Here is a 24,532-nt window from a genome sequence, read left to right on the forward strand (position 1 = left end):
CACTCCTGACTCTGAACAAGCATTCCTGACTACCATCACTCGGAAGGTGATGATCGGTTTTCTATTGTTCAATTTAACCACCCAAACCTATGCATTTTTTTCTAAAAAACAAGACTGTATATGCCCTTATGCGGTTATCGGTACTTCAAATTCTGCTCATTGGGCTCTTCACGGCGGTTGCCTACGCCCGGGAATCCGACGCGCAGGATCTTCTCAAACGAAACATTAGCCTGAAGGCTGAAAATATATCGCTGCAAAAGGCCCTTTCGGAAATCGAAAACCGGGCCAACGTGCGGTTTGCCTACAGCCGGAGCATGATTCCGGTCGACGAAAAAGTGAGCATCTCGGCCCTCAACGAACCGCTTTCGGCCGTCCTCGACCGGCTTTTGTCGCCCCTGCAAATCGAATACAAATCCACCAACGAGCAGATCATCCTCAAGCGCAACCGACGAAAAACGTCCTTCCTGAACACCCCCGGGATTATTCGGGACATTACGCCCCTGCCGATCCAGCCCAAAGCCGACCTCACGATTTCGGGGAAAGTGACCGACGAGAAAAACGAAGCCCTGCCGGGTGTCAGTGTCGTTCTGAAAGGCTCGCAGCGCGGAACCACCACCAATGCCGAGGGCCGGTATACGCTCGCCGTTCCGAATGAAAACGCGACGCTGGTTTTCTCGTTTGTGGGCTATTTGCCGGAAGAAGTGGTGGTTGGCAATCGCTCCACCGTCGATGTTCTGCTTAAAACCGACACGAAAGCCCTGGCCGAGGTGGTTGTGGTCGGCTACGGAACGCAGCAAAAAGAAGACATCACCGGCGCGATTGCCACGATTTCCGAACGGCAGATGAAGGACGCGCCCGTGGCCCAGGTGGGGCAATTGTTGCAGGGAAAACTGAGCGGGGTGCGCATCGATCAGGTATCGGGCCGACCCGGCGAAGGCATGAACATCAAAATTCGGGGGGCGGTTTCGATCACCGCCGGGGCCGATCCGCTGTATGTGGTAGACGGCATGCCCATTTCCGGCAACATCAACACCATCAACCCCGCTGAAATTGAAAGCATTACGGTTCTGAAAGATGCCGCAGCTTCCTCGCTTTACGGCTCCCGGGCAGCCAACGGCGTGGTGCTGATCCAGACCAAATCGGCGATTCCCGGCAAAACGCAGCTCGATTTCGATGCCTATTACGGTTTTGAACAAATCCCGAAATCACGCCGACTGACGATGATGAACGCGCAGGAATATACGCAGTTTCAGAAAGAAATCGCCGAATTGAACGGTCGTCCGGTGAATGCAGCCTTTCAGAATCCCGAACAATACGCTGGCAAAGGCACCGACTGGTATGACGCCATCACCCGCACCGCGCCCATCCAGAGCTACAACCTGACCGTCAATGCGGGCATGAAAAATTTCAGCACCTCCGTAACGGGCGGTTATTTCAGTCAGGAAGGCGTCATTGTCGGAACGGGGTATAAGCGGCTTTCGCTACGGGTTAACTCGGTTTTTACGCCCAGCCCGAAGGTGCGAATCGGCTTCAACATCGCCCCGAATTACGCTACCAACACCAATTTTGCCACCGACGGCGGACCCTACGGTTCCGAGAACATCGTTTCGGCGGCTCTGGCGACGACTCCGCTGGCAAGCCCGTATAACCCGGACGGCAGCCTGACGCTGACGGCTTCGGACCCGGCGACGTTTGGCAATCCGAACTGGCTGCGGGTGGCCAAAGAGAAAGTGTATGAGGGGAAGAATCTACAACTGCTGGCCAACGCCTTTGTCGAATACAAAATTCTGAAAGGGCTGACGGCCAAGACGACGGTGAATGTTCAGACGAGCAATTCCAACGTGTTCCAGTTCAATCCGTCGACCATCGGCGTCATGTTTACGCCCCCGCCCCGGATTCCGTTCGGTTCAGACAACGCCAGCCGGTCGTATAACTGGGTGAACGAGAACTCGTTGATGTACCAAACCGACTTCAACGGGCACAACATCGACGCGCTGGTCGATTTTACGGCGCAGCGGTTTCGGAGCGAAAACACGCTCGTTACGGCCAGCAACTACGCCGACGACAAGATTCAGGCCGTCAGTGCCGCTGGTCGGGTGGTCGTCACCAGCGGGGTTCAGGAATGGGCGTTGCTGTCGTATCTGGCGCGGCTAAATTACAATTACAAGAGCAAATACCTCTTCACGGCTTCGGTTCGGCGCGACGGTTCCTCGCGGTTCGGGCCGGACAACCGCTGGGGAAATTTCCCCTCGGCCTCCGTGGGCTGGATTGTGTCGAAGGAAGATTTCTGGAAAATCAAACCGGTTTCGTTCCTGAAACTCCGCGCCAGCTACGGCACCACCGGCAATTTCGACATCGGGAATTACACGTTTCGTTCGACCATCAGCCCGGTGTATTACGGTTTTAACAACGGGCTGTTTCAGGGCCGGGCCACCACCAACCTGGGCGACAACGCGTTAGGCTGGGAACGCAAAAAGCAACTGAACGTGGGAGCCGACATCTACTTCCTGAACGACCGCATTCAGTTGACGTATAATTATTATTCCACGAAATCCAGCGATCTGCTGTTTAACGTTGCGGTTCCCCAATCCTCCGGTTTCAGTAACATCCAGACCAACATCGGCGAGTTGAAACTGTGGGGCCACGAAATCGGGATCAATACTTACAACATCAACACCAGCCGGTTTTCGTGGAATACCAACTTCAACATTTCGTTCGACCGCAACAAAACCGTCAGCCTGTCGACCCAATCAACCACGGCCTTGTTCCACGGCATCAGCAGCTACGGTTTTTACAGCCACCGCTCGCAGGTAGGCCGACCCGTCGGGATGTTCTACGGAGCCGTGCAGGATGGGGTGTATAAAAATCAGGAAGACTTCGACAGTTCGCCCAAATACGCTGATTCGCAGGTGGGAACCATCAAATTCCGGGATTTGAACGGCGACCGAAAAATCACGTTTCCCGAAGACTACACCGACATCGGCAACCCCTGGCCGGATTTCATTTTCGGGATGACCAACACCTTTACCTACGGCAATTTTGACGGCTCGCTGACCCTCACCGGCACCTACGGCAACCAGATTCTGACGCAGTATGAAAACTGGACGACCAACCTCGACGGCGTTTTCAACGTCCTGGCCGAGGTAAAAGATCGCTGGAAATCGCCGGAAAATCCGGGAGCGGGCAAATACGGCAGCACTAAACAGGGAACGACGTATCTGGAGCGCGACCGCTGGCACACCCGCTACATCAAGGATGGCAGTTTTCTGTCGTTCAAAAACATTACGCTGGGCTACACGCTACCACTGAAAGCCGGGAGTGTCGTCCGTCGGCTGCGGGTTTACGGCAGCGTTCAGAACGCGTTTGTGATCACCAACTATCCGGGGCCAAATCCAGAAGTGAACACCCGCAATTCGGCCAGCGGCAGTTCGCCGGGCATCGATGAAAATTCGTATCCGGTGCCCCGCACGGTCAGTTTCGGCGTCAACGTCGGTTTCTAAACCCTCCAATTCGACTCACCATGAAAAATAGATTTTTACTCGCGGGGCTCCTGCTTTTACTGGTCAGTGCCTGCAAAGATTTTTTAGATGTTGTTCCTGAAACCGTGCTGACACCGGCCAGTTTCTACCAGTCGAAAGCGGATTTTGAACAGGCCGTCGGCGGAATTTACGCCCCCCTGCAACCGCTCTATAACCAGGACTGGATTCTGAACGAGATGCGCTCCGACAACACCCATTTTGTGTTCAACATCGCCCAGCGCGGCCCCAAACCGGAAGAAGATCCTTCGACGTTCACCATCGAAAACAATAACCGGAATACGGCCGGAAAATGGACGAACGACTACCTGATCATCGCCCGCGCCAACCAGGTGCTGAGCACGATCGATGCGGTGAATTTCGATCAGGCTTCCAAAGACAATCTGAAAGGGCAGGCGTATTTCCTGCGGGCTTTTGCGTATTTTGATCTGCTAAAAAATTTCGGGGGCGTCCCGGTTTTTCTGGAACCGGCGGGTTCCTACAAAGACACCTTCAAGCCGCGCGCCGACATTGCGGAGGTCTACAAACAGATCATCGCCGACGCCGAACAGGCGGCCAAACTGCTGCCCGCCAAAACCGCCCAGACGGCCGGACGCGTCGCATCGGGCGCAGCTTACACCCTGCTCGGCGACGTGTATATCAACCAAAAACGCTGGCCCGAAGCCGAAGCGGCTTTGAAACAGGTGACCGCCCAGGGCTATGCGCTGGTGGCGGAATACGGCGATGTTTTCAAACCGACGAACGAAGGCAATAGCGAAATCATTTTCGATGTGCAGTACGCGGAAGGCACGTCGCAGGCCGTCAGCAATTACATGCCGTATAAATTTTTACCGGTTTTGACCGATCCGTCGGTGATTACCGGCGTAAAACCGTCGTCGTCGAATACGGATGGCTGCTACAACACGCCCACGCCGGATTTGCTGGCGGCTTACGAGGATACGCTCAGAGACCAACGATACAAGGCGTCGATCGGGTTTTATTCCGGCACCTCGCCGTTGGTGGGCGTTACGTATAAAAACACGCCGTACATCAAAAAGTACCAGTTCCCGCACGCCCGCTACGGCGAAACCGGGGTCAACTGGCCGGTCTACCGGTATGCGGAAGTGTTGTTGCTGCTGGCCGAAGCCGTCAATGAGCAGGGCCGTTCGGCAGATGCAGGCGGTTTTCTCAATCAGGTTCGGGCCCGGGCGGGCCTGCCCAATGTCACCGCCACCAACCAAACGGCCTTGCGCGATGCCATCCTGCGTGAACGCCGGATCGAGCTGGCTTTTGAGAACAAACGCTGGCATGATCTGGTCCGCAGTGGTCTGGCCGTCAAGACGATGAGCGAATATGGTGCGCGAATGAAGGCCAATCCGCAGAAATATTATTACCCGCTGGGTAGTGCGCCCGCAACCGCTGCTTTTAACGTTACGGACCGGGATTTGCTGTATCCGATTCCCATCGGCGAGATCATCATCAATCCGGATATGAAACAGAATCCGGGGTACTAAAAAAAGCCCTGTCAGCGGTCGAAGACCCTGACAGCGGCTATCGCTTATCCAACTCTATTGTTCAACAACGGTCCTAAATCAGCTATTTTTCAATATGATACGACCTGAATTTCTCTACAGCAATGTAGGGTGTAACGTCAGCCCAGCGTTGCAACCGCTGACCGGGCCTTCGACCGTACGACGGCCCGGCGCTGTCAGGGTTATGCACCGGTTTCTGCTATTGACAACACTGCTATGGATGTCCTTCTCAACCGGTTTCGCGCAACCCCGCTTGGACAAATCCTTCTTCAACGGGAAAGATTTATCTGGCTGGTCGGCGACGGACATGAAGTATTGGTCGGTGAAAGACGGTGCCATTGTGGGCCGGGCGGACCAGCCAGTTCCCAAAAACCGCTTCCTCTGGTCGTCGGTCAAAGTGAGCGATTTTTATTTGAGCATCGATGTCAAACTCGAACCGGACAACCGCAATGCCGGCATTCAGTTTCGCTCCAGACAGGCCGACGCGACGGGTCAGGCCCTGGGCTATCAGGCGGATATGGGGAAGGATGTCTGGGGGCGGCTGTACCACGAACATGGTCGGCAGAAACTGGACTGGTCGGATCGGGGCGAGAAAGCCGTCAAACGCGGGCAGTGGAATCACTACGAAATTCTGGCCGTGGGCGACCGGATCTGGACGGCGATCAACGGCAAACTAGCCGTCGCGATAAAAGACCCCGGCGGGGATGCATCGGGGCAGATTGCCCTCCAGATTCACAGCGGTGATCCCCAAACCGTTACCTACAAAATCAACAGGCTGGTCCATCATCCGAAGGTGGAACTGGCAGGGATGACTGAAGCGCAGTTGAACGACCAACTGAAACGCCCGGAGGACAAACGCCAGAGCAGTCTGCCGCTGAAATTCAACCCGGACGATGTGATCGCTTTTGCGGGTGGCACCAACATCGCCACGATGCGCAAAGACGGTATTCTGGAAACGCTGCTTATGGCCGCTCACCCCACCACGAAGCTCCACCTCTGGAACCTGGGCTGGGACGGCGACACGGTGTATGAGCAATTCCGGGATGTCGGTTTCGGGAGCTGGAGCAAGAATCTGGACAGCCTGGGCGTTGACGTGGTGTTTGTGCAGTTCGGGCAAATGGAGTCGCTGGAGGGTGAAAAAGCCCTTCCCAGATTCATAGCTGCGTACCAAAAACTGCTGAATGAAATTCGGAAAACCGACCGGCGCATTGTGCTGCTTTCGCCTACGCCATTTGAACCGAACATGGTGCCCCAAACGCTAATGGGAAAATCCGAAAACCCGGTGAATACCGCGCCTGTCGAACGCTATGCGGATGCCATCTTTTGGATGGCGAAAGAGGAGGGCTACCATTACATTGACCTGTTTCATCCGCTTCAAAAACTATCGTCTTTGGCGTATTGGACGGAAGATGGTAAGCATGTGAATCGGAGTGGGCAATTGACAATTCATGGTATGCATTTGTATATGATAACGCCATTAACAACAGACGGCTTGCACCTGAGTTTTGGTGGCCAAGATTTGGTGGCGAGTTTGATCATGGCGGAATTAGGACTTCCCGGAAATATCTCAAGACGGCTGGAGTCGCTTCGGCAGGAAGTTTTACAAAAAAACGTCCTCTGGTTCAACTACTGGCGACCGAGCAACTGGGCGTTTCTGAACGGCGACCGGATCACGCAACCGTTCAGCCACGATTGGAAAGACAAAAACCGGCGGATTTTTCCCGAAGAAATGAAGGCATTCGAACCACTGATCCGCGAAGCCGAACAGCGAATTGCGGACGAACAACGCAAGCTGGCTCCGGTGCGGTGAGCAGTATTCGTCTATTTTCAAAATCTAGCCCACGGTTTCAACCGTGGGAATCCGTCGAAAAAAAACACGACCAGGAAACCGTTTTAACGGTTTTGTAAACCGCATTAAACCGTTAAAACGGTTCATAAAATTACGTTTTTTCTCCAAACCCACGGTTAAAACCGTGGGCTGTATGAACCTGCAAACGCTCAATTCATCATTCCTAAAACCTGATTTTTTGTCAAATGACGCTTACCATTTCTACTTTTCCACCTAAAATCCCGCTATTGATTGCGCTCATTTTGAGTTTAATCAGCCATTCCAATCGTGGTTTCGGTCAAATCAATCCGATGTCGGTTTCGCCAGCCGAAACCGACAATTCGGTGGCCGCCGAACTCAAATCCTTTCAGTTGGCCAAAGGTTACAAAATCGAGTTGTTCGCTTCCGAAGACCTCGGCATTGCCGACCCCTGCGCCATGCGGTGGGACGAAAAAGGACGGCTCTGGGTGCTGACCATTCCGTCGTATCCGCAACTGGAACCCGGCAAAAAACCGGTCGATAAACTCACTGTTCTGGAAGACCGCAATGGCGATGGGAAGGCCGACACATCCTGGGTTTTTGCAGACGGGCTCATGATGCCGCTCGGTTTTGAACTCGGCCACGGCGGGGTCTATCTGGGCGAACAAACCGAACTGGTGTTTCTGAAAGATACCGACGGCGACGGAAGAGCCGACACGCGGCAGGTGCTGATGTCGGGTTTTGGTACGCACGATTCGCACCAGACCATCAACTCGTTTATCTGGAGTCCGGGAGGTGAGTTGTTTTTTTCGCAGGGACACAGCATCTACAGCCGCGTCGAAACCGCCTGGGGCATCGAAAAAGCCGACCGGGCTGCCATCTGGCGGTATCGGCCCCTGCGCCGTCAGCTTGATAATTTTCTGGATGGTTCGATGGCCAGCGTCAATCCGTGGGGCATGAACTTCGGCGAGTGGGGCGAAATGTTTCACAAAGCCAACGACCCCGAATTGTTTTATACCGTTCCCGGTCTGGTCAAAACCGTCCAGCGCGCCCTGCTCCCGCCCATTGGCAAACTCGTCATCAAAGGCTCCATCATCGAAATCATTCGGACCAAACACCTGCCGGACGATCTGAAGGGCGATTTTGTGATTGCGGGGTATTACAACAACAAAATCGAGCGGATGCGGGTCACGAACGATTCGTCCGGGTATTCGGCCCGGTTGCTCGACCCGATCCTGAGTTCGAGCAGCCGCAGTTTCCGACCCATCGACGTCAAGGTGGGTCCCGACGGCGCCTTGTACATTCTGGATTGGTACAATCCGATTATCGGACACTACCAGGCTTCCATGCGGCACCCGGATCGTGACAAACTCCACGGACGAATCTGGCGAATTACGGCCACCGACCGGCCACTCGTTCAGCCACCGAAACTGGCCGGGCAGCCGGTCCCGGTTTTGCTGGATCATCTGAAATCCGATGAACACTGGGTGCGGTATCAGGTGAAACGGTTATTGGCCGAAAAACCGATGCCCGAAGTACGACCGGATTTGACGGAATGGGTGGCAAAATTAGACCCGAAAGACCCGAATTATGAGCACCATCTGATGGAGGCACTCGGCGTGTTTGAAAGCCACGAGCTGGTCTATGAAGCCCTGCTTCGGCAACTTGCCAACGGAAAAGAACCGGGCGCGCGGGCCTATGCCGCCCACGTGGCCGGTCGCTGGTCCGACCGCCTGGCTGATCCGTTGGCCGTGCTGGAACCGTTGATCAACGACAAAAATGCGCGGGTTCGGCTGGAAGCCCTCGTGGCGGTCAGTTCGGTTCACCGCCCCGAAGCGATGGTACTGGCGACTCAGGTGCTGAACCAGCCGATGGACAAATTTCTGACGTATGCGCTGAACAAAACCGCTTATGCCTTGCAGGATTCGTGGGAACCGGCTTTGCAAACCGGGAAGCTGGCGTTCAAAAAACCGGCGCATCTGGCCTGGCTTGTGAGCGTTTTACCACCGTCGTGGTATTCGCCGGATCAATATCGGAAGCTGGTTGGTTCTGAGAATCTATCGCCGGAGGTCCGGCGGAACCTGCTGCTCAGTCTGGCGAAAACCGGAAAAGCCGCCGACATCGAGTTCGTGTTGAGTCAGCCGTTGGCGCAAACCGATGCGGTTTTGCTCGAAAACCTGAGCAAACTGGAAGCCCGGCCCGTCTCTCCTATTGCGGCCGCTTCGCTCAAAAACAGCCTTCTTCCTACCAAAACCGCCGAAGTCAACATGGCCGCGATTCATCTGGCGCGGGCCTGGAAAATCAGTTCAACCGCGGCAACGATCAACAACCTGGCAATGAACAACCAGATCGATCAGCGGGTCCGGGCCGAAGGCTTGAAGGCGTTGGTCGAACTGCGCGGGCGGGCCGCTTTGCCGTTGCTGCAAAAGCTGGTGGGTTCTGCCGAAACGCCCCGCGTAATCCGGCTGGCATCGTTGAAAGGCATCAGTGAGCTGGATGTGGTACTGGCAGCCGGGGCCACCGTGGCCGAAATGCAGCGCTCTGGTTCTTCTGCCGAAGCCATGCGGGAAGCCATCACCCCCCTGATCGATCAACGTTCCGGCATCAAAGCCCTCACGGTGGAACTGGGAAAAACCGCCCTGCCCAAACCGCAGGCCCGGCTGGCGCTGGAAGCCCTGGCGATTAAGGGCATCAATGCGCCCGACCTCAGCGCCCGGCTGAATGCCCTGGCCGAAGAACGAACCATTGTGGCCCGGAAATACAGTTCGGAATATGTGGAAAAACTGGCGAAAGCCGTTCACGAACAGGGCGATGCGAAACGGGGTGAGTTGATTTATCAGGCCAACCCAAGCTGCTCGGCCTGCCATTCGCTGAACGGCAAAGGCGGCACCATTGGCCCGAACCTGTCGGCCATTGGCCGCGGCCTTTCCTCCCGCGAAATCATCACCGAAGTGCTGTGGCCCAACCAGAACATCAAGGAAGGCTATAATCAGGTGCAGGTGGAAACGAAAAAAGGCGAAATCATTCAGGGTATCAAGGTCTTCGAAACCGCTGAGGTGATTCACATCAAAACGACGGGTTCCACCAAAAACCGGGTCATCAACAAAAAGGAACTGGCGAGCCAGACCGAAAGCGGTTCGCTGATGCCGACGGGACTCATGGATGCGTACTCGGAGGAAGATGTGCGGGATTTGATCCGGTATTTAAGCGAATTGGGGAGTAAATAACGGCAGAAATCCGTACGTTTGCTTATTCAGGTTATTCGATTGGCCAAACAACAGAAATGCCATGATCCGGCAATCCTTCCTTACCACACTTTCACTACTGGGAATGCTCTGGTTTCTGGCCCAATGCCAGCCCAAAAACCTCGATTCGGCGTCCACATTCGACCGCCCGGTTTATTTGGTTGTTGACGATTCACCCACTTTTTCAGGAGGAATGAGCAAGTTCGGCGAGTATATTGGAAAGCATCTTCACTACCCCGAAACCGCCCGGAAAGCCGGACAGGAAGGTAAGGTGTTCGTTACCTTTATCGTCAGCGAGCAGGGCCGGATCGAGAAGGCGGAAATTTTAAAAGGCTTAGGTTCGGAACTGGATGCGGAGGCCATTCGACTCATCGAAAATATGCCTGCCTGGATACCGGCGAAACAAGGGGGACAGGTGGTGGCTTGTCGGTATAACCTACCGATCAATTTCAGCCTCAATGGGAGCCGGTAATGCGAAAACCGTTATAAGTGCGTTCCGCAGTATTTGCAGAAAACCGCATCGACGTCGTGCCCTTCCGCCCCGCACGACGGACACGATTGGGACGAAACGCCTTGCTTTAGCTTCAGGGCTGCCTGCGAAAGTTCAACGGTGACAATACCGGTGGGAACCGCAATGATGCCATAGCCCATGATCATGACGAGTGAGGCTAGGGCTTTGCCCAGGGGTGTTTGGGGGGAAAGGTCGCCGTAGCCCACGGTCGTCAGCGTCACAATGGCCCAGTAAATGCTGGTCGGAATGCTGTCGAAACCGTTTTCTTCCCCCTCGATGATGTACATCAGTGACCCCAGCACGACCACCAGCGACAGAACCGTCAGGATGAACACGCTGATTTTGCGACGGCTGGCCCGCAACGCACTGGTCAGAATCGTGGCTTCCGAAAGGTATGCCGACAGCTTCAGGATGCGAAAAATCCGGAGCAGCCGCAAAATACGGATCGTGAACAGATACTGGGTGCCGGGAACGAACAAACTCAGGTAGGTCGGCAAAATGGCCAGAATATCGACGATGCCGAAGAAACTCAGTGCATACCGTAGCGGTCGCTTCACGCTGATGAGCCGGAGGAGGTATTCAACGGTAAACAGCACGGTAAAAAACAACTCCGCAAGGTGCAGTTCATCTCCATACACCGCCCTGACCCGGCCGATGCTTTCCAGCATGACGATGATGACACTCACCAGAATACTCCCGATCAGAATAATATCGAACGCCTTCCCGGCGGGCGTATCGGCTTCGAAAATAATCTCGTGCAGCCGAAGCCGCCAGTGCGTGGAAGGCGGTTTGGGGGTAGACAGGGACATAGGCGCGGTGGTTAATACGGGACGATCCACCTGCTTAACACCGTTTGTTGAAGTCCGGTTTAAAAGGGGTAGTTCGTCCTTCCCATTCCCGAAGCGAATTCATACGAACGAACTACCCATTTTCAGCCCTCTTTTCTTCCTGAATCCGAGACGCGTCCGTAATTCAATACCGAAACGTCTGGTTTTCCGGCAAAACCGATACATGCCCCATTTTGCCCTGCCGAAAAGCCTGGTACAAGCCCTTGATGTCGCTTTCGGTGTCGCCAATGAAAGGCCCGTAGGAAACAATCGGATCATGCTGGGGCTGTCCGGCATACAAAATCACCCGTCCCCCCGATTCTCCGGCCGTCAGTTGAAGGTCACTGAGCGCATCACCCGAAAAGGTATCGAGCCAGCCTACCTGGTTTTCTTTCAACGGTTTGCCTTCGACCTCCACGCTGCCTGCAATCACATACATAAAGGTTTTGAACGAAGCCGGTAGCTGTTGGATGGTGCTGACACCGGATTGCAACTGAATATCGGCAATAATAACCGGAACATGATTCTGAACCGGTGAGGAGATTCCGGCAAACGAACCGCTGTAAAGCCGGATTTCCAGACCGGGTTCAGACACGCGGGGAACCGTCTCTACCGTCACATCCTGAACGCGGGGTGCAGTCCAACGGTCTTTTTTAGGCAGATTGAGCCATAATTGCAAAAGCCGCATTCTCGTTTTCCGGTCGATGGTTTCCGTGTGAACAATCCCGCTTCCGGCGGTCATCATCTGGAAATCGCCCGCTTTCATCCGGTGGTCACCATCCCCCAGTTCGCCTTCCAGGATCAGCGTAACCGTTTCAAAGCCGGCATGGGGATGCGGACCGCCCACTGGCTCACCCCCCTTTTTGTCGAGCACGTCATCCATCAACAGGATAAAAGGATCACTTTCGGCAAAGCTGGTATGAATGACCGCGCGGGCCGTGTGGTCGGGTCCCAGAAATCCCGGTTGAGCGGGTGGCGTATATACGTTGACCAGCTTGCGCCGGATCATCACGTCTTGTTGTGTTTCCATGTCTGTATTCTTTTTATTTCGTAAACAAATTTACCTATATTTACTATTCATTTGTAAGCACTATACTTTTTAATAGCGCTATCCTTTTAGATAGCAAACCGGAAAATATGGAAAAGCCCGTCGAATTGAACCACTCGGAATGTACGGGAATTTTAAGACCCATTCGGGACGCCCTGGATGTGCTGAATGGCAAATGGAAATTGCCCATCATCGTGGCGCTAACCTTTGGGGAGAAGCGTTTCAGCGAAATTGCCCGGGAGGTTCACGGCATAACTGACCGCGTGTTATCCAAGGAGTTACAAGATCTGACGATGAACGGACTGGTGAAACGGACCGTGGAAGACACCTTCCCGGTGAAGGTCACCTACGCCCTGACCCCTCACAGCAAGTCGCTGGATGAAGTCATTGAAGCCCTGCGAAAATGGGGCGTTTTGCACCGGGAAATCATCCTGAAAGGATCGTCAGGCGAGTAACGCCCGACGATCCCTTTTCAGGAGAAATTACCCACTTACTTCAGCCGATTTCCTAAAAACAGATACGGATTCAGCAGGTGGTTTTGAAAGAGTTTTTTGGGGTCAGCCGGAAACTGCTGGAAATACGCTTCGTCGGCATCCAGAACGATGGTTTGCCCGGCCCGCATGAAATGACTGCTTGGGAAATAAGTCGGCGGCTGGTAATCCGGCAAATTTTTACTGACGGCCTTGCTGATGTAGTTCCCCAGAAACCGCTGGTATTGCTTCTGCGCTTTGCGGGACGGTTTATCCATCTTATTGAAAACGTAATTGAACATCACCCGGTTGAGAAACTTCTGATTCCGGATGGCCTTGCGAATCGTCGTAACGGGATTGGTCAGGTTGAAATCATCGGTAGTCTGAACTGTCAACGGAAATTCGGGAACCCAGTCGGCGGAATTGACCACATTAAACGCCCAGCCACTTTGCGTAAGGACTTCATAATCATACGCATACGAAAGATTGCCCGGCTTTGGCGCGGCAATGCTGTAGGTTTTGAACCGGAGGTCGGCGGGCAACCGGTTGCCCCGCAAATTGGAGAGGTACGATGTCATTAAAAAGGTGATAGCGCCCCCCTGACTGATCCCGGTGATCATGAATTCTTTGGTGCCTTTCTGAATGCAGGAATCCATTTTTGGCAGGATGTCTTTGGCCAGATACGCCATTCCGATCAGCCAACCGGCGTGTACAGCCGCACGCGGATTTTTAGCCAGTTTGTAGGAAAACGGCTCATTGGCGCTCAACTGGATCTGGCCCGTGGCGGGCACCATCGCGGCATAGAAGTTTTCAATCCAGCCCAGCGGGTCGAGGGTGGTGCCCCGAATGCTGATCACGGCAACGCCGTTGTCGCCCTGCCACAACTCCCAGCGGTTGTCGAGACCCACAACGGGCGAGCGATATACTTTCTTGTAGCCTTGCGGAGGATCAATCGTCACCGAGTCAATGTGGCCAGCGCCCACCCGCAGCATTTCCAGGTATTCAGCCTTTTCGAAACCGGGTTTCAGCGGGTTCGATTGTGCCGAAACACGCCCGAAAAGCAAGCCAACCGATACAATCAGAAGCAGTAGAAATCGTGTTTTCATACGGAGCGTAATTGGTTACGACGGTAACGGATTGATCAACCTTTTTGATTTACGAAATCCGCCGATTTGTTTCTTCCTGCTCAATACGTTGCCCTGCCACCCGAAATATCGTAGATAAACCCGGTTGAAAAACTATTTTCGGGAGAAACGATGAAACAGGCCATAGCCGCCACTTCGTCCGTTTCACCCAGGCGTCCCATCGGGATTTTGGCGGTCATGTAGGCCAGTTGTTCGGGGGCGGTGTCGGCGTTCATGGCGGTTCTGATCACAGCCGGGGCCAGCCCGTTGACGGTGATTCCGGCGGTTGCGTATTCCTTGGCAATGGCTTTCACCAACCCGATCACACCCGCTTTGCTGACCGAATAGCCCACCATGCCGGGATTGCCTTCTTTTCCGGCGATGGACGCAATGAGCAGAATCCGGCCATATTGCCGGCTGGCCATGTGCCCGACGGTGTATTTGGTAATGAGGAAACTCCCGAACAGGTTGACGGCAAGCAGCTTTTCAAAATCAGCCGACGTGTAGGACGTAATATTGGTGCTGGTAGGCCCGACAATCCCCGCCGAATGCACCACCACATCGAGTTGCCCGAAATCCGCCACGGTTTGCGCCACGGCTTGTTTGACCTGTTCTTCCTGCGAAATGTCCACGGTATACGTCCGAACAACAACGCCCAAAGCCGTCAGTTCCTCCGCCGTTTGTTCCAGCAAAACCGCATTCCGGTCGAACAAGGCCAGGGAAGCACCCTCAGCACCCAGCCGCCGGGCAATGGCTTTTCCTAAACCGTCTGCGCCACCGGTAACGATAGCAACCTGACCTCTGTAGCGGTCAGGGAATACTAAATCACTCATACGTAATGGATTAATAAGAAGATCAAAATTTTTCAGGAATGATAAATGCAAAATGCTGAATGTTAAATGTAAAAAAATTTCAAACCGGCCCTTTTACATTTAACATTCAGCATTTTACATTTATCATTCTTTTCTATCCTCTCCGCTCAATTTTCCCTACCAGAAAAATATACGAACAGGCACCGATCAGACCCAGAGCGCCGATAAAGACCAGAGCCGGTTTGAAATCACCGTCTTTGGCCAGATAGCCGATGACGATCGGAACGATAATCGACGCCAGATTGCCCATGAAATTGAAGACGCCACCCGTTAATCCAATCAGGTGTTTCGGTGATAACAAGGAGACGAAAACCCAGGAAATCAGCGCCATACCGGCTCCGAAAAACGAAAAGGCCATGAAGAAAATGATGTAGGCCGTGTCGGTGCTGTAGTTGGCACCCACAATGCTGGTCGATAAAATGAGCCCGACGATGATCGGCGTCTTTCGGGCCGCGCTCACCGACCAGCCCTTTTTGACCAGATTATCGGACAGGAAGCCGGACAACAGAACCCCGGCGCAGGCGGCCAGAAACGGAATGGAAGCCAGGTAACCGGATTTGATAAAATCCAGGCCCCGGTATTTCACCAGATAGGTGGGAAACCAGGTCAGAAAAAACCAGAGCGTTGCGTTCACGGCAAACTGGGCGATGTAGACGCCCCATAACGTGCGGCCCCGAAACACCAGTTTAATATTTTCCCAACTCCACACGCTGGTGTGCTTTGTTCCCGTTTTTTTCCCCCGGAACAAACCGCCCCCCTCTTCGATATACGCCAGCTCAGCCTCATTGACGCCCTTGTGCTCCAGCGGATCGCGGTAGGAAAGATACCAGATAATACCCCACACCAAACCGACCAAACCCGTGATGACGAACAGCCCTTTCCAGCCCGCGTAATACTGAATCGTTACCAGAACCGGTGTCAGAAACGCCAGGCCGATGAACTGGCCCGAAACATACATGGCCGTCGCAGCCGCCCGCTCATTGTCTGGAAACCAACTGGTTACGATCCGGTTGTTGATCGGATACGAAGGTGCTTCAAAAGCTCCGGTGGCCAGCCGCAATGCAAACAGGCTGGCAAAGCCACGTGCAAAGCCCTGAAATACAGTGGAGATCGACCAGGTAATGAGACAGAATGCGTACAAGATCCGGGGGCCGAAGCGGTCGGCGACCAGCCCACCGGGAATTTGCAACACCGCGTAGGTCCAGCCAAAAGCAGAAAAAATGTACCCCATTTCGACCGGAGACAGGGCCAGGTCTTTGCTCAGCGAAGCCGCAGCCACCGAGAGATTACTGCGGTCTAAGTAGTTGATAACGACGTTGACGAATACGAGTGCCAGCATCCCGTATCGTACCCGGGTTTTGGGGGCCTTGCCAATGACTTGTTCCATTTACGGTTTTGGGTTTAGGTATAGTTTACGGTTGTCGGTATACGGTTTTCGGTATACCAAAAACCGTATACCGTTAAACTATTTCGCCGTCCAGCCGCCATCGACGGTGAGCAGGGAGCCGACCATGTAGGTGGCGGCATCACTGGCGAGGAAGATTGCGGCTCCCTGGATTTCGCGCAGATGCCCCCAGCGACCCAGTGCCGTGGCGCCCACGACAAACTTCTTGCCTTCTTCTGTGTCGGCAATCGGCAGATTCATATCCGTCAGAAACGGTCCGGGGCAAATGGCATTGACGGTGATGTTATGCGACGCCAGTTCCAGCGCCAGCGCACGGGTCATCTGCACGACGGCCCCTTTGCTGGATGTATACGGCGTCCGGTTGGCCAGACCCACAACCCCCAGCGTACTGGCCAGGTTGATGATGCTGCCCCGCCCGGCTTTTTTCATGTAGGGCGTCACGGCCCGGCAGCATAGCCAGGTGCCGGTGACATTGGCCGTCATGACCTTGTTGAAATCTTCCAGCGTCACCTCATCGATGGGCCCTCGGATGTTGATTCCGGCACTGTTGATCAGAATATCGATCCGGCCAAAAGCGTCGATTGCGGCCTGAGCCATCGCTTCGGTCTGTTCCTGACTTGTAATATCGGCGCTGAACGAAAGGACTTTTACCCCAAAATCCTGGCTCAGCTCCCCGGCGGCTTTCGCGCCTTCCTCCGCGTTCCGGTTCACCAGCATCACGTTCGCTCCGGCCGAAGCGAGACCGGCCGCCATCGCAAATCCCAGCCCTTTGGAGCCTCCGGTAATGATGGCGGCTTTTCCGCTTAAATCAAATTGCTTAATTCCCGGCAGTGTTTCTTTACTCATCATTCGTTGATTGGTTTTCAGTTTACGGTTTTCAGTTTACGGTTTCCGGTGCGGCTCCCCGCCGGGACTGACGCATTCCAATCGGACGTCAACCACCGAAAACTGAAAACCGGAAACTCTAGTTAAGCCCCAGTTTGCTGCTACTGTAGGAAAGGCAGGAAACGATGTTTTTCTCCTCAACCGCCAGTCGTTCTTCGGGAGAAAGTTGGGAGACCTTCGGAAGTGCCGGTTTGTAGGAATGCTGTTTGACCATGCGAAGCGTCCGGTTCATGTCTTCACGCGGGATGCCTGCAAAGGTTTCCCAATAGGTCTCTTTTCGGCATGGTATTTCCAGCGGATCACGGGTAATCATTTCCAGGTTGAAGGTAACAGCCGGGTTGTGTTTTTTACAGATGGCCACCATTTTTTGCAGATCCAGGATGCCGCTGCCGAGCGGTACTTCCGACAACAGAAAACCGTCCGCATATTCGGCCACGCCCATGTCTTTGACGTGGGTTGTAAACACATAGGGAGCCAGCGTTTGCACCACGGCCATCGGTTCTTCCAGCAGGGCGATGCTATTACCAAAGTCCAGCGTCACACCAACCCACTCACTGTCAATCTGTTTCAGGATCGTCACCAGTTCGTCGGCCCGCCAGTCCTTATGGTTTTCGACCGCCAGTTTGACTTTGTGTTTGCGCAGAACCGGTTCCGACAGTTGCAGCGAAACCAGCGCATTTTTCTTCAACGCCTGCCACTCTTCGTTGGAATGGTAGGTTTCATACCGCCGACCGCTCGAACAAACCGTCCGTAAAACCGTTGCGCCCGCTTCTTTCGCGTTGATGACTTCCTGCTCAAAAGCCGCTACCTGTTCCGCTTTTTTGGGTAAGCCGATGGACCCTTCCAGATACAGGCCCGTTTTCTCCCGTTCCGTACGCACTTTTTTGGCAAACTCGGCCGACCAGTCTTTGACCACCGTCTGAACCCCGCCCGCGCCGATTTCCTTGCAGTGATCGATTAATTCAATTGCGCTCGTAAAACCGGGGTATTTTTTGCTTTCGACCTTTGAATTCCAGCGACTTCCGTAGGAATGCACGACCACGCCCATCGGTACGTCTTTCAGGAAAGCGGGCATTGTAGGCCACGAGAGCACCAGGGCACCCAGGGTCGCCTTTTGTATAAAGTCACGTCTGTACATGCGGATTACGGGTTTGGAATAGTCTGTATTCGATCTTGCTTTCGGGCGGATTTATTTCCCGCCCGCGGCTTTGGCTTCCAGCATATAGCTGTTCAATTCTTTGGCGGTCCAGGGCATAACGCGCCCCTGCGACGTAATGCGGGTCATCCCGACGGTTCTCCGGCCAATCGGCCCGGCGTTATTCCCCCATTCGTTGCGGATGTACATTAAAATGGACGTGATCGAGGCATCATCCATCGTGGAATGAGCAGGCATCACCGGCAGAATCTCCGGCGCATTGTACACCTTTTTGCCCACTTCTACCGGCCCTTCCATGCCGTGCAACAGAATCAATGCCAGCCGTTTTTCATCGCCCAATACCCAATCCGAGCCCACGAGCGGAGGGCCGAACCGGTTCAGGCCGGCTCCGTCCGTGCCGTGACAACCCGAGCAGGTACTCAGATACAGTTGCCGTCCTGACGCAAACAATTTCTGCTCCTCATCGCTCAAGGGGTTCTTTTTGGTTGCGCTACTCTTGACGGCGGTGTGTCCGGGCCATTCAAAAAGCAGATTTAAGCCCTCCAGACGGAACGGCTCGATTTTCGTGTTGGAATGAGTCAGCAGTGTGGGGGCGGTTTCGAGCCGGATCGGTTTTTTGGTGGTATTGCCCTGAATGGACAGGCTGGTGAGAACGGCTTTTTCCTGCCATCCCAGCGACTCCCGGTCCAGTTGGTTCAACAGGTCGGCGAGTTCAGCCGGATTCCGCTTCCGAACAATCGATGTGGTCAGCATTTCCAGAAAAATCTCCTTCGAAGGTTCATGCGCCTGCCACTGGGGCGATTTCATCAAGCTTTGCAAAAACGCAAACTCCTGATTCTGAAGACTGCTGAGGGCGGCATCCCGGATCAGGGCGGTATTTCCGTACCGGTTTACAATCCCGGCCAGAAGTTGATGAGACACGTTCGGGGAGAGAACACCCGCCGTAAAGGTCATTTGAAGCACCTGCTCGATGGGGGCTTTTTCCCAGGCTCTCAGTAGTTGCGCTTCCAGTTTGGCCCGAACCGCCGGGTTTGTTTGGGCCATCGGTTCCAGCAGCCGCAGCGCGGTGGTTTTGACCAGCGTGTTGGGATCGGCCAGCAGACTCAAAAGCAGTTCCGGACTGCTCAGTTTCAGGCCGTCCAGCGTCCATAACGCGTGAAACCGCCCCAGTTGGCTTTTGCCTTTCAGCACCAACTCGGTGAGCGGCTGCCGCACGGTTTTGTCGTTGCGCTCCACGAGCAGTCGCTGCGCCATATCCCGGTGCCAGCCGTCGGGGCTCGACAATTCCCGAATCAGGTCTTTGGATGCGGTTTTTGATAACTTAGCTGGTTTGGTCGGTTTCCAGTTTTCCGGCACAATCCGCCAGATTCGCCCCCGGTTGATCGGCATGACCAGCCCCCGGCTGATCGTCTGTTCCCGCAAATAGGGGGTTACATACGCTTTGTGCTGCACCAGACCCCGGTACATATCCGCCACGTAAAGCGCGCCGTCGGGACCCGTTGCCTGATGAACCGGCCGAAACCTTTCGTCGGTCGAAGCCAGAAACTCCCGGCCCGGATTGGGATCCTGCGCCGTTATCAGTAGCCCATTGTCTTCGGCGACGTTGCGTTTGACCAGATTGCCCGCGGGTTCGCAGACAAAAACATTGCCGTAATAGGCGGCTGGCAAGGCCGTTCCCCGGTAGACCAGGGGTGAACAGGCCGCCGTAAATTCCAGCAGCCGACCTTCTTTATTCAACGTTCCGGGAATGTAACCCCGGTTCACCGCCGGTGTCGGCCGGATCGGATACACCCGACGGTCGATGGTCAGGCCGTGGTCGATGCCGGTGGTTGGCGTATGGTTTTTATTGCGGGAAAGGTAATTCGGCGGAACCAGATCGGCGTGGAGTTGCGACCAGTTGTAGTTGTAATAAAGTCGACCTTCATCGTCGTGGCTGATGCCCCACTGCCCCCGAAATTCCGTGCTGTCGCGCTCCCATTTTCCGTCGTTCAGCCGGTAGCGAAGGCGCGATTTGGCGTTGTAATACCAGTTGTCCATGCTGCGCCAGAGGCCATTCCCGGCGTGTTCGGGCAAACCGTTGGCCGCATAGGTTGGGTCGATCAGCGTTTTTGTATCGGCTTTCAGATCGCCATTGCGGTCGTTGGTCATCCACAGAGCGCCACTTTCGACCACCAAGGCGCCACCCGGAACCAGTGCCAGCGCCCGGGGCATGACCAGACTGTCGAGGTAGACTTTACTGACGTCCATCTGCCCGTCGCCGTTCGTATCTTCCAATACCGAAATGCGGCCCACCGGTTTTTCTTCGCCGGTACCGTCCATGTTGGGCATGAATCCCCGCATTTCGACTACCCAGAGTCGGCCATCTTCATCGAAGGTAATCACAACCGGGTCCTGAACCATCGGCTCCGACGCAACCAGTTGAACCTTTAACCCCGGCTCAATCTGGAAGGTCGCCAGCTCTTCGGCGGGTGTTCGAACCGGCGACGGAGAGTCTTGCCGAATCGTGATGAAACCCAACAGGCCCAGCAGCCCGGCACCGATCAGGTAAAGGTAATAGACGCGCTTAACCATGAGACGCTTTTTGTCATTATTACATAATAAAGAATTTTTAGTAAAATACTACTCATCTGTTTTGGTACAATCAGCGCCTTTTATCCGTTTTCCTGGAAGATGGTTGATAGAGGTATCCGTCATGATCCCGTAGGGATCTAATAGCGCAGCGTCGGTTGGTTAAGGCAAATCCCCCAACCGCGTGCCGTGAGGTACGCAATGATGCCCATCAAACAGCCGGTTTTGTACCTGACGGCACGCGGGAAAGGGCGGGGAACTGATGTAGCTACCGACGCTATGCTGTGCTGCCCCTAACGGGGCAAAACGGCACTTTACACTTATAAGCAGTTAGTTGCGTTCAGGTCAAACCCGGAAAACGCGCTTGCGAATCACATCAAAGGCCGCAATCGTAAAGGCTCCCAGCGGAACCGTGGTCATAATTTTGAGATCTTCGGCCAGCGTTGTGTCTTCATCCAGAAACCGGAAAATCTGCGCGGGCGGGTTGCGTTGATACAGGCGGGTGAACACATCGTCGGCCGGATGACGGTGGTATTGCAGCACATTCAGCAGCACACTGTCCAGAAACCGCTTGAACACCCGCCGTAGCCACGGCTTACGACGTTTGGGTTTGCCGTTTGCCGCCAGATTCTGAACGATTTCGCGCAAATACCGCTGCGTTCGCTGAAAGGTGTATCCTGTCGAGGGTTTTGTGTAACCACCTGCCGTCCCGATCCGGATGACGTGCTTGCCCGGGCGTTCGGTCGTCGGCTCGTCGGACATCGGGATGATGCCAAATTCCGTTTCCTGAACCGCGTAACTTCCCGTATCGATAAACCGATCGATGTAACTCAGGAGCGCATTTTCGTACTGTTCGTCCGACAACAGCCGGTCGTTGAAAATCGTGTATTCGACCAGCGCGGTCCGGTCATCAAAGGGGAGCACGTACAAAAACCGGCAATCGCCCTGCTGATCCACCCGAAAATCCATCATGCAGGGCTTGTCGACATCGAAACATGGTTTTTCGGCAGTAATCGTCCAGCCTTTGAAATGTTGCCACAGGTTGTGGTTTTCGGAGCGGTTCAGTTTGAGCAAATGGGTGCTGTCAAACACGTAGTCGGCAATGTAAGGTTCGTCATCGGCGATTACAAAACCGCCCTGGGGCGTGTCCTTGACGCGATTGACGGTCACCTGCCGAAACTCAATGGACGGAAACTGCGCGAGGTGATTCTTCATAAACGTATAAAAATCAATGCCGCGCAGCATTTTATACTGATAAGCTCCCATATCGAGCATCCCGTTGAAGGTGGTTCCGAAAAACTCGACAGTATCCCATTTCCGAAATAAAATCGACTCAAACGGCCCTTCCTGATCTTCCCAGAAACACCACGTCCGGTCGTTCCGGTGTTTGGTTTCTTTGTCGAGAATCAGGATGGAACGGTCACGGAGGGACGACAGGCTCAGGTAATACGCCAGGCTTAACCCAGCCATTCCGCCCCCCGCGATGATGAAGTCGTATTTTTTCATTATGAACAAGAAAGCAAAAAAGGAGGTAAGGAAAAAGGGAGGAGCGGAAAAAGGCTTTAAAAACCTCTTTTCCACTCCTCCCCTTCTTTTTAATCCAATTATGTGGGATCAGACGTTCACATGCCGCTCGGCATGGTAGGACGAACGGACCAAAGGCCCGGATTCGACGTATTTCAACCCGCGTTTCAGGCCTTCCTCCCGGTACATTGCGAACGTGTCAGGATGAATCCATTCGATCACTTCGTGGTGCATTTTGGTCGGTTGCAGATACTGACCCAGCGTTAGAATGTCCAGGCCGTGTTCGACCAGATCGTCCATTGCTTTCAGCACTTCGTCGACGGTTTCGCCCAGCCCCAGCATGATGCCCGATTTGGTCCGCTGGCCAAAGTCTTTCGTCCGGCGAATTTGTTCCAGGCTGCGTTCGTACCGGGCCTGCGGACGCACACGACGGTACAGCCGCTCGACGGTTTCCATGTTGTGTGAAACCACTTCCTGCCCGGCTTCAATCATCCGGATCAGCGCATCCCAGTTGCCTTTGGTATCCGGAATGAGCGTTTCGATGGTGGTGGTGGGCGACACCTCTTTCACGGCCCGCACGGTCTGGTACCAGATTTCGGCCCCCCGGTCTTTCAGTTCGTCGCGGTTCACCGACGTCAGAACGGCGTGTTTGACTTTCATCAGCAGAATGGCTTCGGCCACCCGGCGGGGTTCGTCGGTATCGTATTCGTTCGGGCGACCCGTTGCGACGGCACAGAACGTACAGCTCCGCGTGCAGACGTTGCCCAGAATCATGAAAGTAGCCGTACCGGCGCCCCAGCACTCGCCCATGTTCGGGCAATTGCCGCTTTCACAAATGGTATGCAGTTTATACGTATCGACTAATTTGCGGACTTTGGCATATTCCGGGCCAATGGGCAATTTTACCCGCAGCCAGTCGGGGCGTTTCTTTCGTTGTGTTTCGGAGGGAATTACGGGAAGTTCAATCATGGCAAACCTCAATCCTGTTTTTTACACAAGGAATTTTCGGGCAGTAAAGTTCTTAAAAAGAAAGATGCGTTATGAATTGTGAGTCGGCTTTTGCCACCAATAACCCCAAATTCCCAACGCATCCTGATTTAGTACTACTTATCGTTTGTTACCAAAAAACAGCGTTACGAATCCGGAAGTATACACGCTGCGGTTGTTGGTAGCATTCATGATCACCACTTCTTTGGGGAACGCTTCGGCCAGAAAACCAATTTCCAGCCCCGTCATGTTGTTCCGAAACGCGCTCAGTTCGAAAGCCACGGCGGCTTTGAAATTCAGACCCAGCGTTAATTTGGACTTGTCAAAACCCTGAAAGAAACTTCCGGCGCCCACGATCAGTTCGGGTTGCAAACTGGGGTCGAACGGACGGGTATCGACCTGTCCCGGACTGGTCGTATACTGCACGTAATAGGGCTTGATGACACCAATGGACGGCCCAACGGCAACAATACCGTTGATCGCAATGCCTTCATCGGCAGTCCGGGTAAAGAGCGATATTTCGCGACCATACTGCGGCCGGACGACGAAAAGATAATTCTGCTTGTTGTATACATACCGCGCTCCCGAATAGGGCGTCTGTGACTGCACCTCTTTGGGATGCTTCACATTGACAATTTCGAGGGCCATATACCGAAACTGCCGCTTTCCCTGAAACAGGTTCGGCAACGCTTTGGAATGCCGGAAAACAAAACCGCCTAAAATACCGGAGTTCGTATTGGTCGTTACACCGTAGGTGGTAACAGTTGTATACTTATCCTCGTCGGTATCGGCAGTCTGAGCCTGCGCACGGCAAACGCTTAGCAGCAGGCCTAAGATGGACACTATCGGTAAAACTCGTGACACGGTCGTAATAGAAAACTTTTGTAAGGATAAAAATAACAGTTTACTTTGACACTACGAAATTATCGCCGGCATCAACCAACGCGTCTCTTGTAACTTCCTCGTTCTATTGAGTAACGGTCTGAGTCATTGGATGGTTGCGTGAAGCAATTTATATTTTTCAATTTATAGTTGTACACAAACAGGATTTTAGTT

The 24,532-nt window shown here is 54.0% G+C and carries 17 protein-coding genes; 6 read left to right on the top strand and 11 right to left on the bottom strand.

What is annotated here, in order from left to right:
- Positions 1-89 precede the first annotated feature (89 nt).
- The 5 genes from FH871_RS03230 to FH871_RS03250 all read left to right on the top strand — a co-directional run bounded on the left by FH871_RS03230 (position 90) and on the right by FH871_RS03250 (position 10,571).
- Positions 90-3,500 (top strand): TonB-dependent receptor, encoded by a 3,411-nt coding sequence (locus tag FH871_RS03230; RefSeq protein ID WP_171062747.1) that lies wholly within the window; start codon positions 90-92, stop codon positions 3,498-3,500.
- A gap of 20 nt (positions 3,501-3,520) precedes the next feature.
- The gene (locus FH871_RS03235; RefSeq protein WP_138989872.1) at positions 3,521-5,029 is read left to right on the top strand and encodes a RagB/SusD family nutrient uptake outer membrane protein; all 1,509 of its coding nucleotides are present in this window, start codon (positions 3,521-3,523) and stop codon (positions 5,027-5,029) included.
- 94 nt (positions 5,030-5,123) lie between these two features.
- On the top strand, positions 5,124-6,857 hold the full coding sequence (locus tag FH871_RS03240) for a family 16 glycoside hydrolase (RefSeq protein ID WP_138989873.1): 1,734 nt from the start codon (positions 5,124-5,126) through the stop codon (positions 6,855-6,857).
- A gap of 224 nt (positions 6,858-7,081) precedes the next feature.
- Positions 7,082-10,081, top strand: coding sequence for a PVC-type heme-binding CxxCH protein (locus tag FH871_RS03245; RefSeq protein WP_138989874.1), 3,000 nt, complete (start codon positions 7,082-7,084; stop codon positions 10,079-10,081).
- A gap of 61 nt (positions 10,082-10,142) precedes the next feature.
- Positions 10,143-10,571 (top strand): energy transducer TonB, encoded by a 429-nt coding sequence (locus FH871_RS03250; protein ID WP_138989875.1) that lies wholly within the window; start codon positions 10,143-10,145, stop codon positions 10,569-10,571.
- Positions 10,572-10,582: 11 nt separating this feature from the next.
- On the opposite strand, the gene FH871_RS03255 is transcribed toward FH871_RS03250, so the two are convergent.
- Both FH871_RS03255 and FH871_RS03260 read right to left on the bottom strand, forming a co-directional pair.
- Positions 10,583-11,419 (bottom strand): ion transporter, encoded by an 837-nt coding sequence (locus tag FH871_RS03255; protein WP_138989876.1) that lies wholly within the window; start codon positions 11,417-11,419, stop codon positions 10,583-10,585.
- A gap of 163 nt (positions 11,420-11,582) precedes the next feature.
- Positions 11,583-12,467: a pirin family protein gene (locus tag FH871_RS03260; RefSeq protein WP_138989877.1), complete on the bottom strand. Its 885-nt coding sequence runs from the start codon at positions 12,465-12,467 to the stop codon at positions 11,583-11,585.
- A gap of 107 nt (positions 12,468-12,574) precedes the next feature.
- On the opposite strand from FH871_RS03260, the gene FH871_RS03265 reads away from it, so the two are divergent.
- Complete coding sequence (locus FH871_RS03265; RefSeq protein WP_138989878.1) at positions 12,575-12,940, top strand: helix-turn-helix domain-containing protein; 366 nt, start codon at positions 12,575-12,577, stop codon at positions 12,938-12,940.
- A 35-nt stretch (positions 12,941-12,975) separates the two neighbouring features.
- Here the strand turns inward: FH871_RS03265 and FH871_RS03270 are convergent, their stop codons facing one another.
- From FH871_RS03270 to FH871_RS03310, 9 genes are all read right to left on the bottom strand, one after another.
- Positions 12,976-14,061: a lipase family protein gene (locus tag FH871_RS03270; RefSeq protein ID WP_138989879.1), complete on the bottom strand. Its 1,086-nt coding sequence runs from the start codon at positions 14,059-14,061 to the stop codon at positions 12,976-12,978.
- Positions 14,062-14,141: 80 nt separating this feature from the next.
- Entirely contained in the window at positions 14,142-14,912 is a 771-nt protein-coding gene (locus FH871_RS03275; protein ID WP_138989880.1) for an SDR family NAD(P)-dependent oxidoreductase, read from the bottom strand.
- Between the two features lie 133 nt (positions 14,913-15,045).
- Complete coding sequence (locus FH871_RS03280; protein ID WP_138989881.1) at positions 15,046-16,338, bottom strand: MFS transporter; 1,293 nt, start codon at positions 16,336-16,338, stop codon at positions 15,046-15,048.
- 78 nt (positions 16,339-16,416) lie between these two features.
- Complete coding sequence (locus FH871_RS03285; RefSeq protein WP_138990245.1) at positions 16,417-17,202, bottom strand: SDR family NAD(P)-dependent oxidoreductase; 786 nt, start codon at positions 17,200-17,202, stop codon at positions 16,417-16,419.
- 118 nt (positions 17,203-17,320) lie between these two features.
- Complete coding sequence (locus FH871_RS03290) at positions 17,321-18,379, bottom strand: sugar phosphate isomerase/epimerase (protein ID WP_138989882.1); 1,059 nt, start codon at positions 18,377-18,379, stop codon at positions 17,321-17,323.
- Positions 18,380-18,430: 51 nt separating this feature from the next.
- On the bottom strand, positions 18,431-20,968 hold the full coding sequence (locus FH871_RS03295) for a c-type cytochrome (RefSeq protein WP_138989883.1): 2,538 nt from the start codon (positions 20,966-20,968) through the stop codon (positions 18,431-18,433).
- A gap of 342 nt (positions 20,969-21,310) precedes the next feature.
- Positions 21,311-22,471: a lycopene cyclase family protein gene (locus tag FH871_RS03300; RefSeq protein WP_138989884.1), complete on the bottom strand. Its 1,161-nt coding sequence runs from the start codon at positions 22,469-22,471 to the stop codon at positions 21,311-21,313.
- Between the two features lie 108 nt (positions 22,472-22,579).
- Positions 22,580-23,458, bottom strand: coding sequence for a lipoyl synthase (gene lipA / locus FH871_RS03305; RefSeq protein ID WP_114409669.1), 879 nt, complete (start codon positions 23,456-23,458; stop codon positions 22,580-22,582).
- Positions 23,459-23,596: 138 nt separating this feature from the next.
- Positions 23,597-24,319 (bottom strand): hypothetical protein, encoded by a 723-nt coding sequence (locus tag FH871_RS03310; protein ID WP_229316997.1) that lies wholly within the window; start codon positions 24,317-24,319, stop codon positions 23,597-23,599.
- Positions 24,320-24,532 lie beyond the last annotated feature (213 nt).

It is taken from the genome of Larkinella sp. C7 (assembly GCF_006149005.1).
GTDB lineage: Bacteria > Bacteroidota > Bacteroidia > Cytophagales > Spirosomataceae > Larkinella.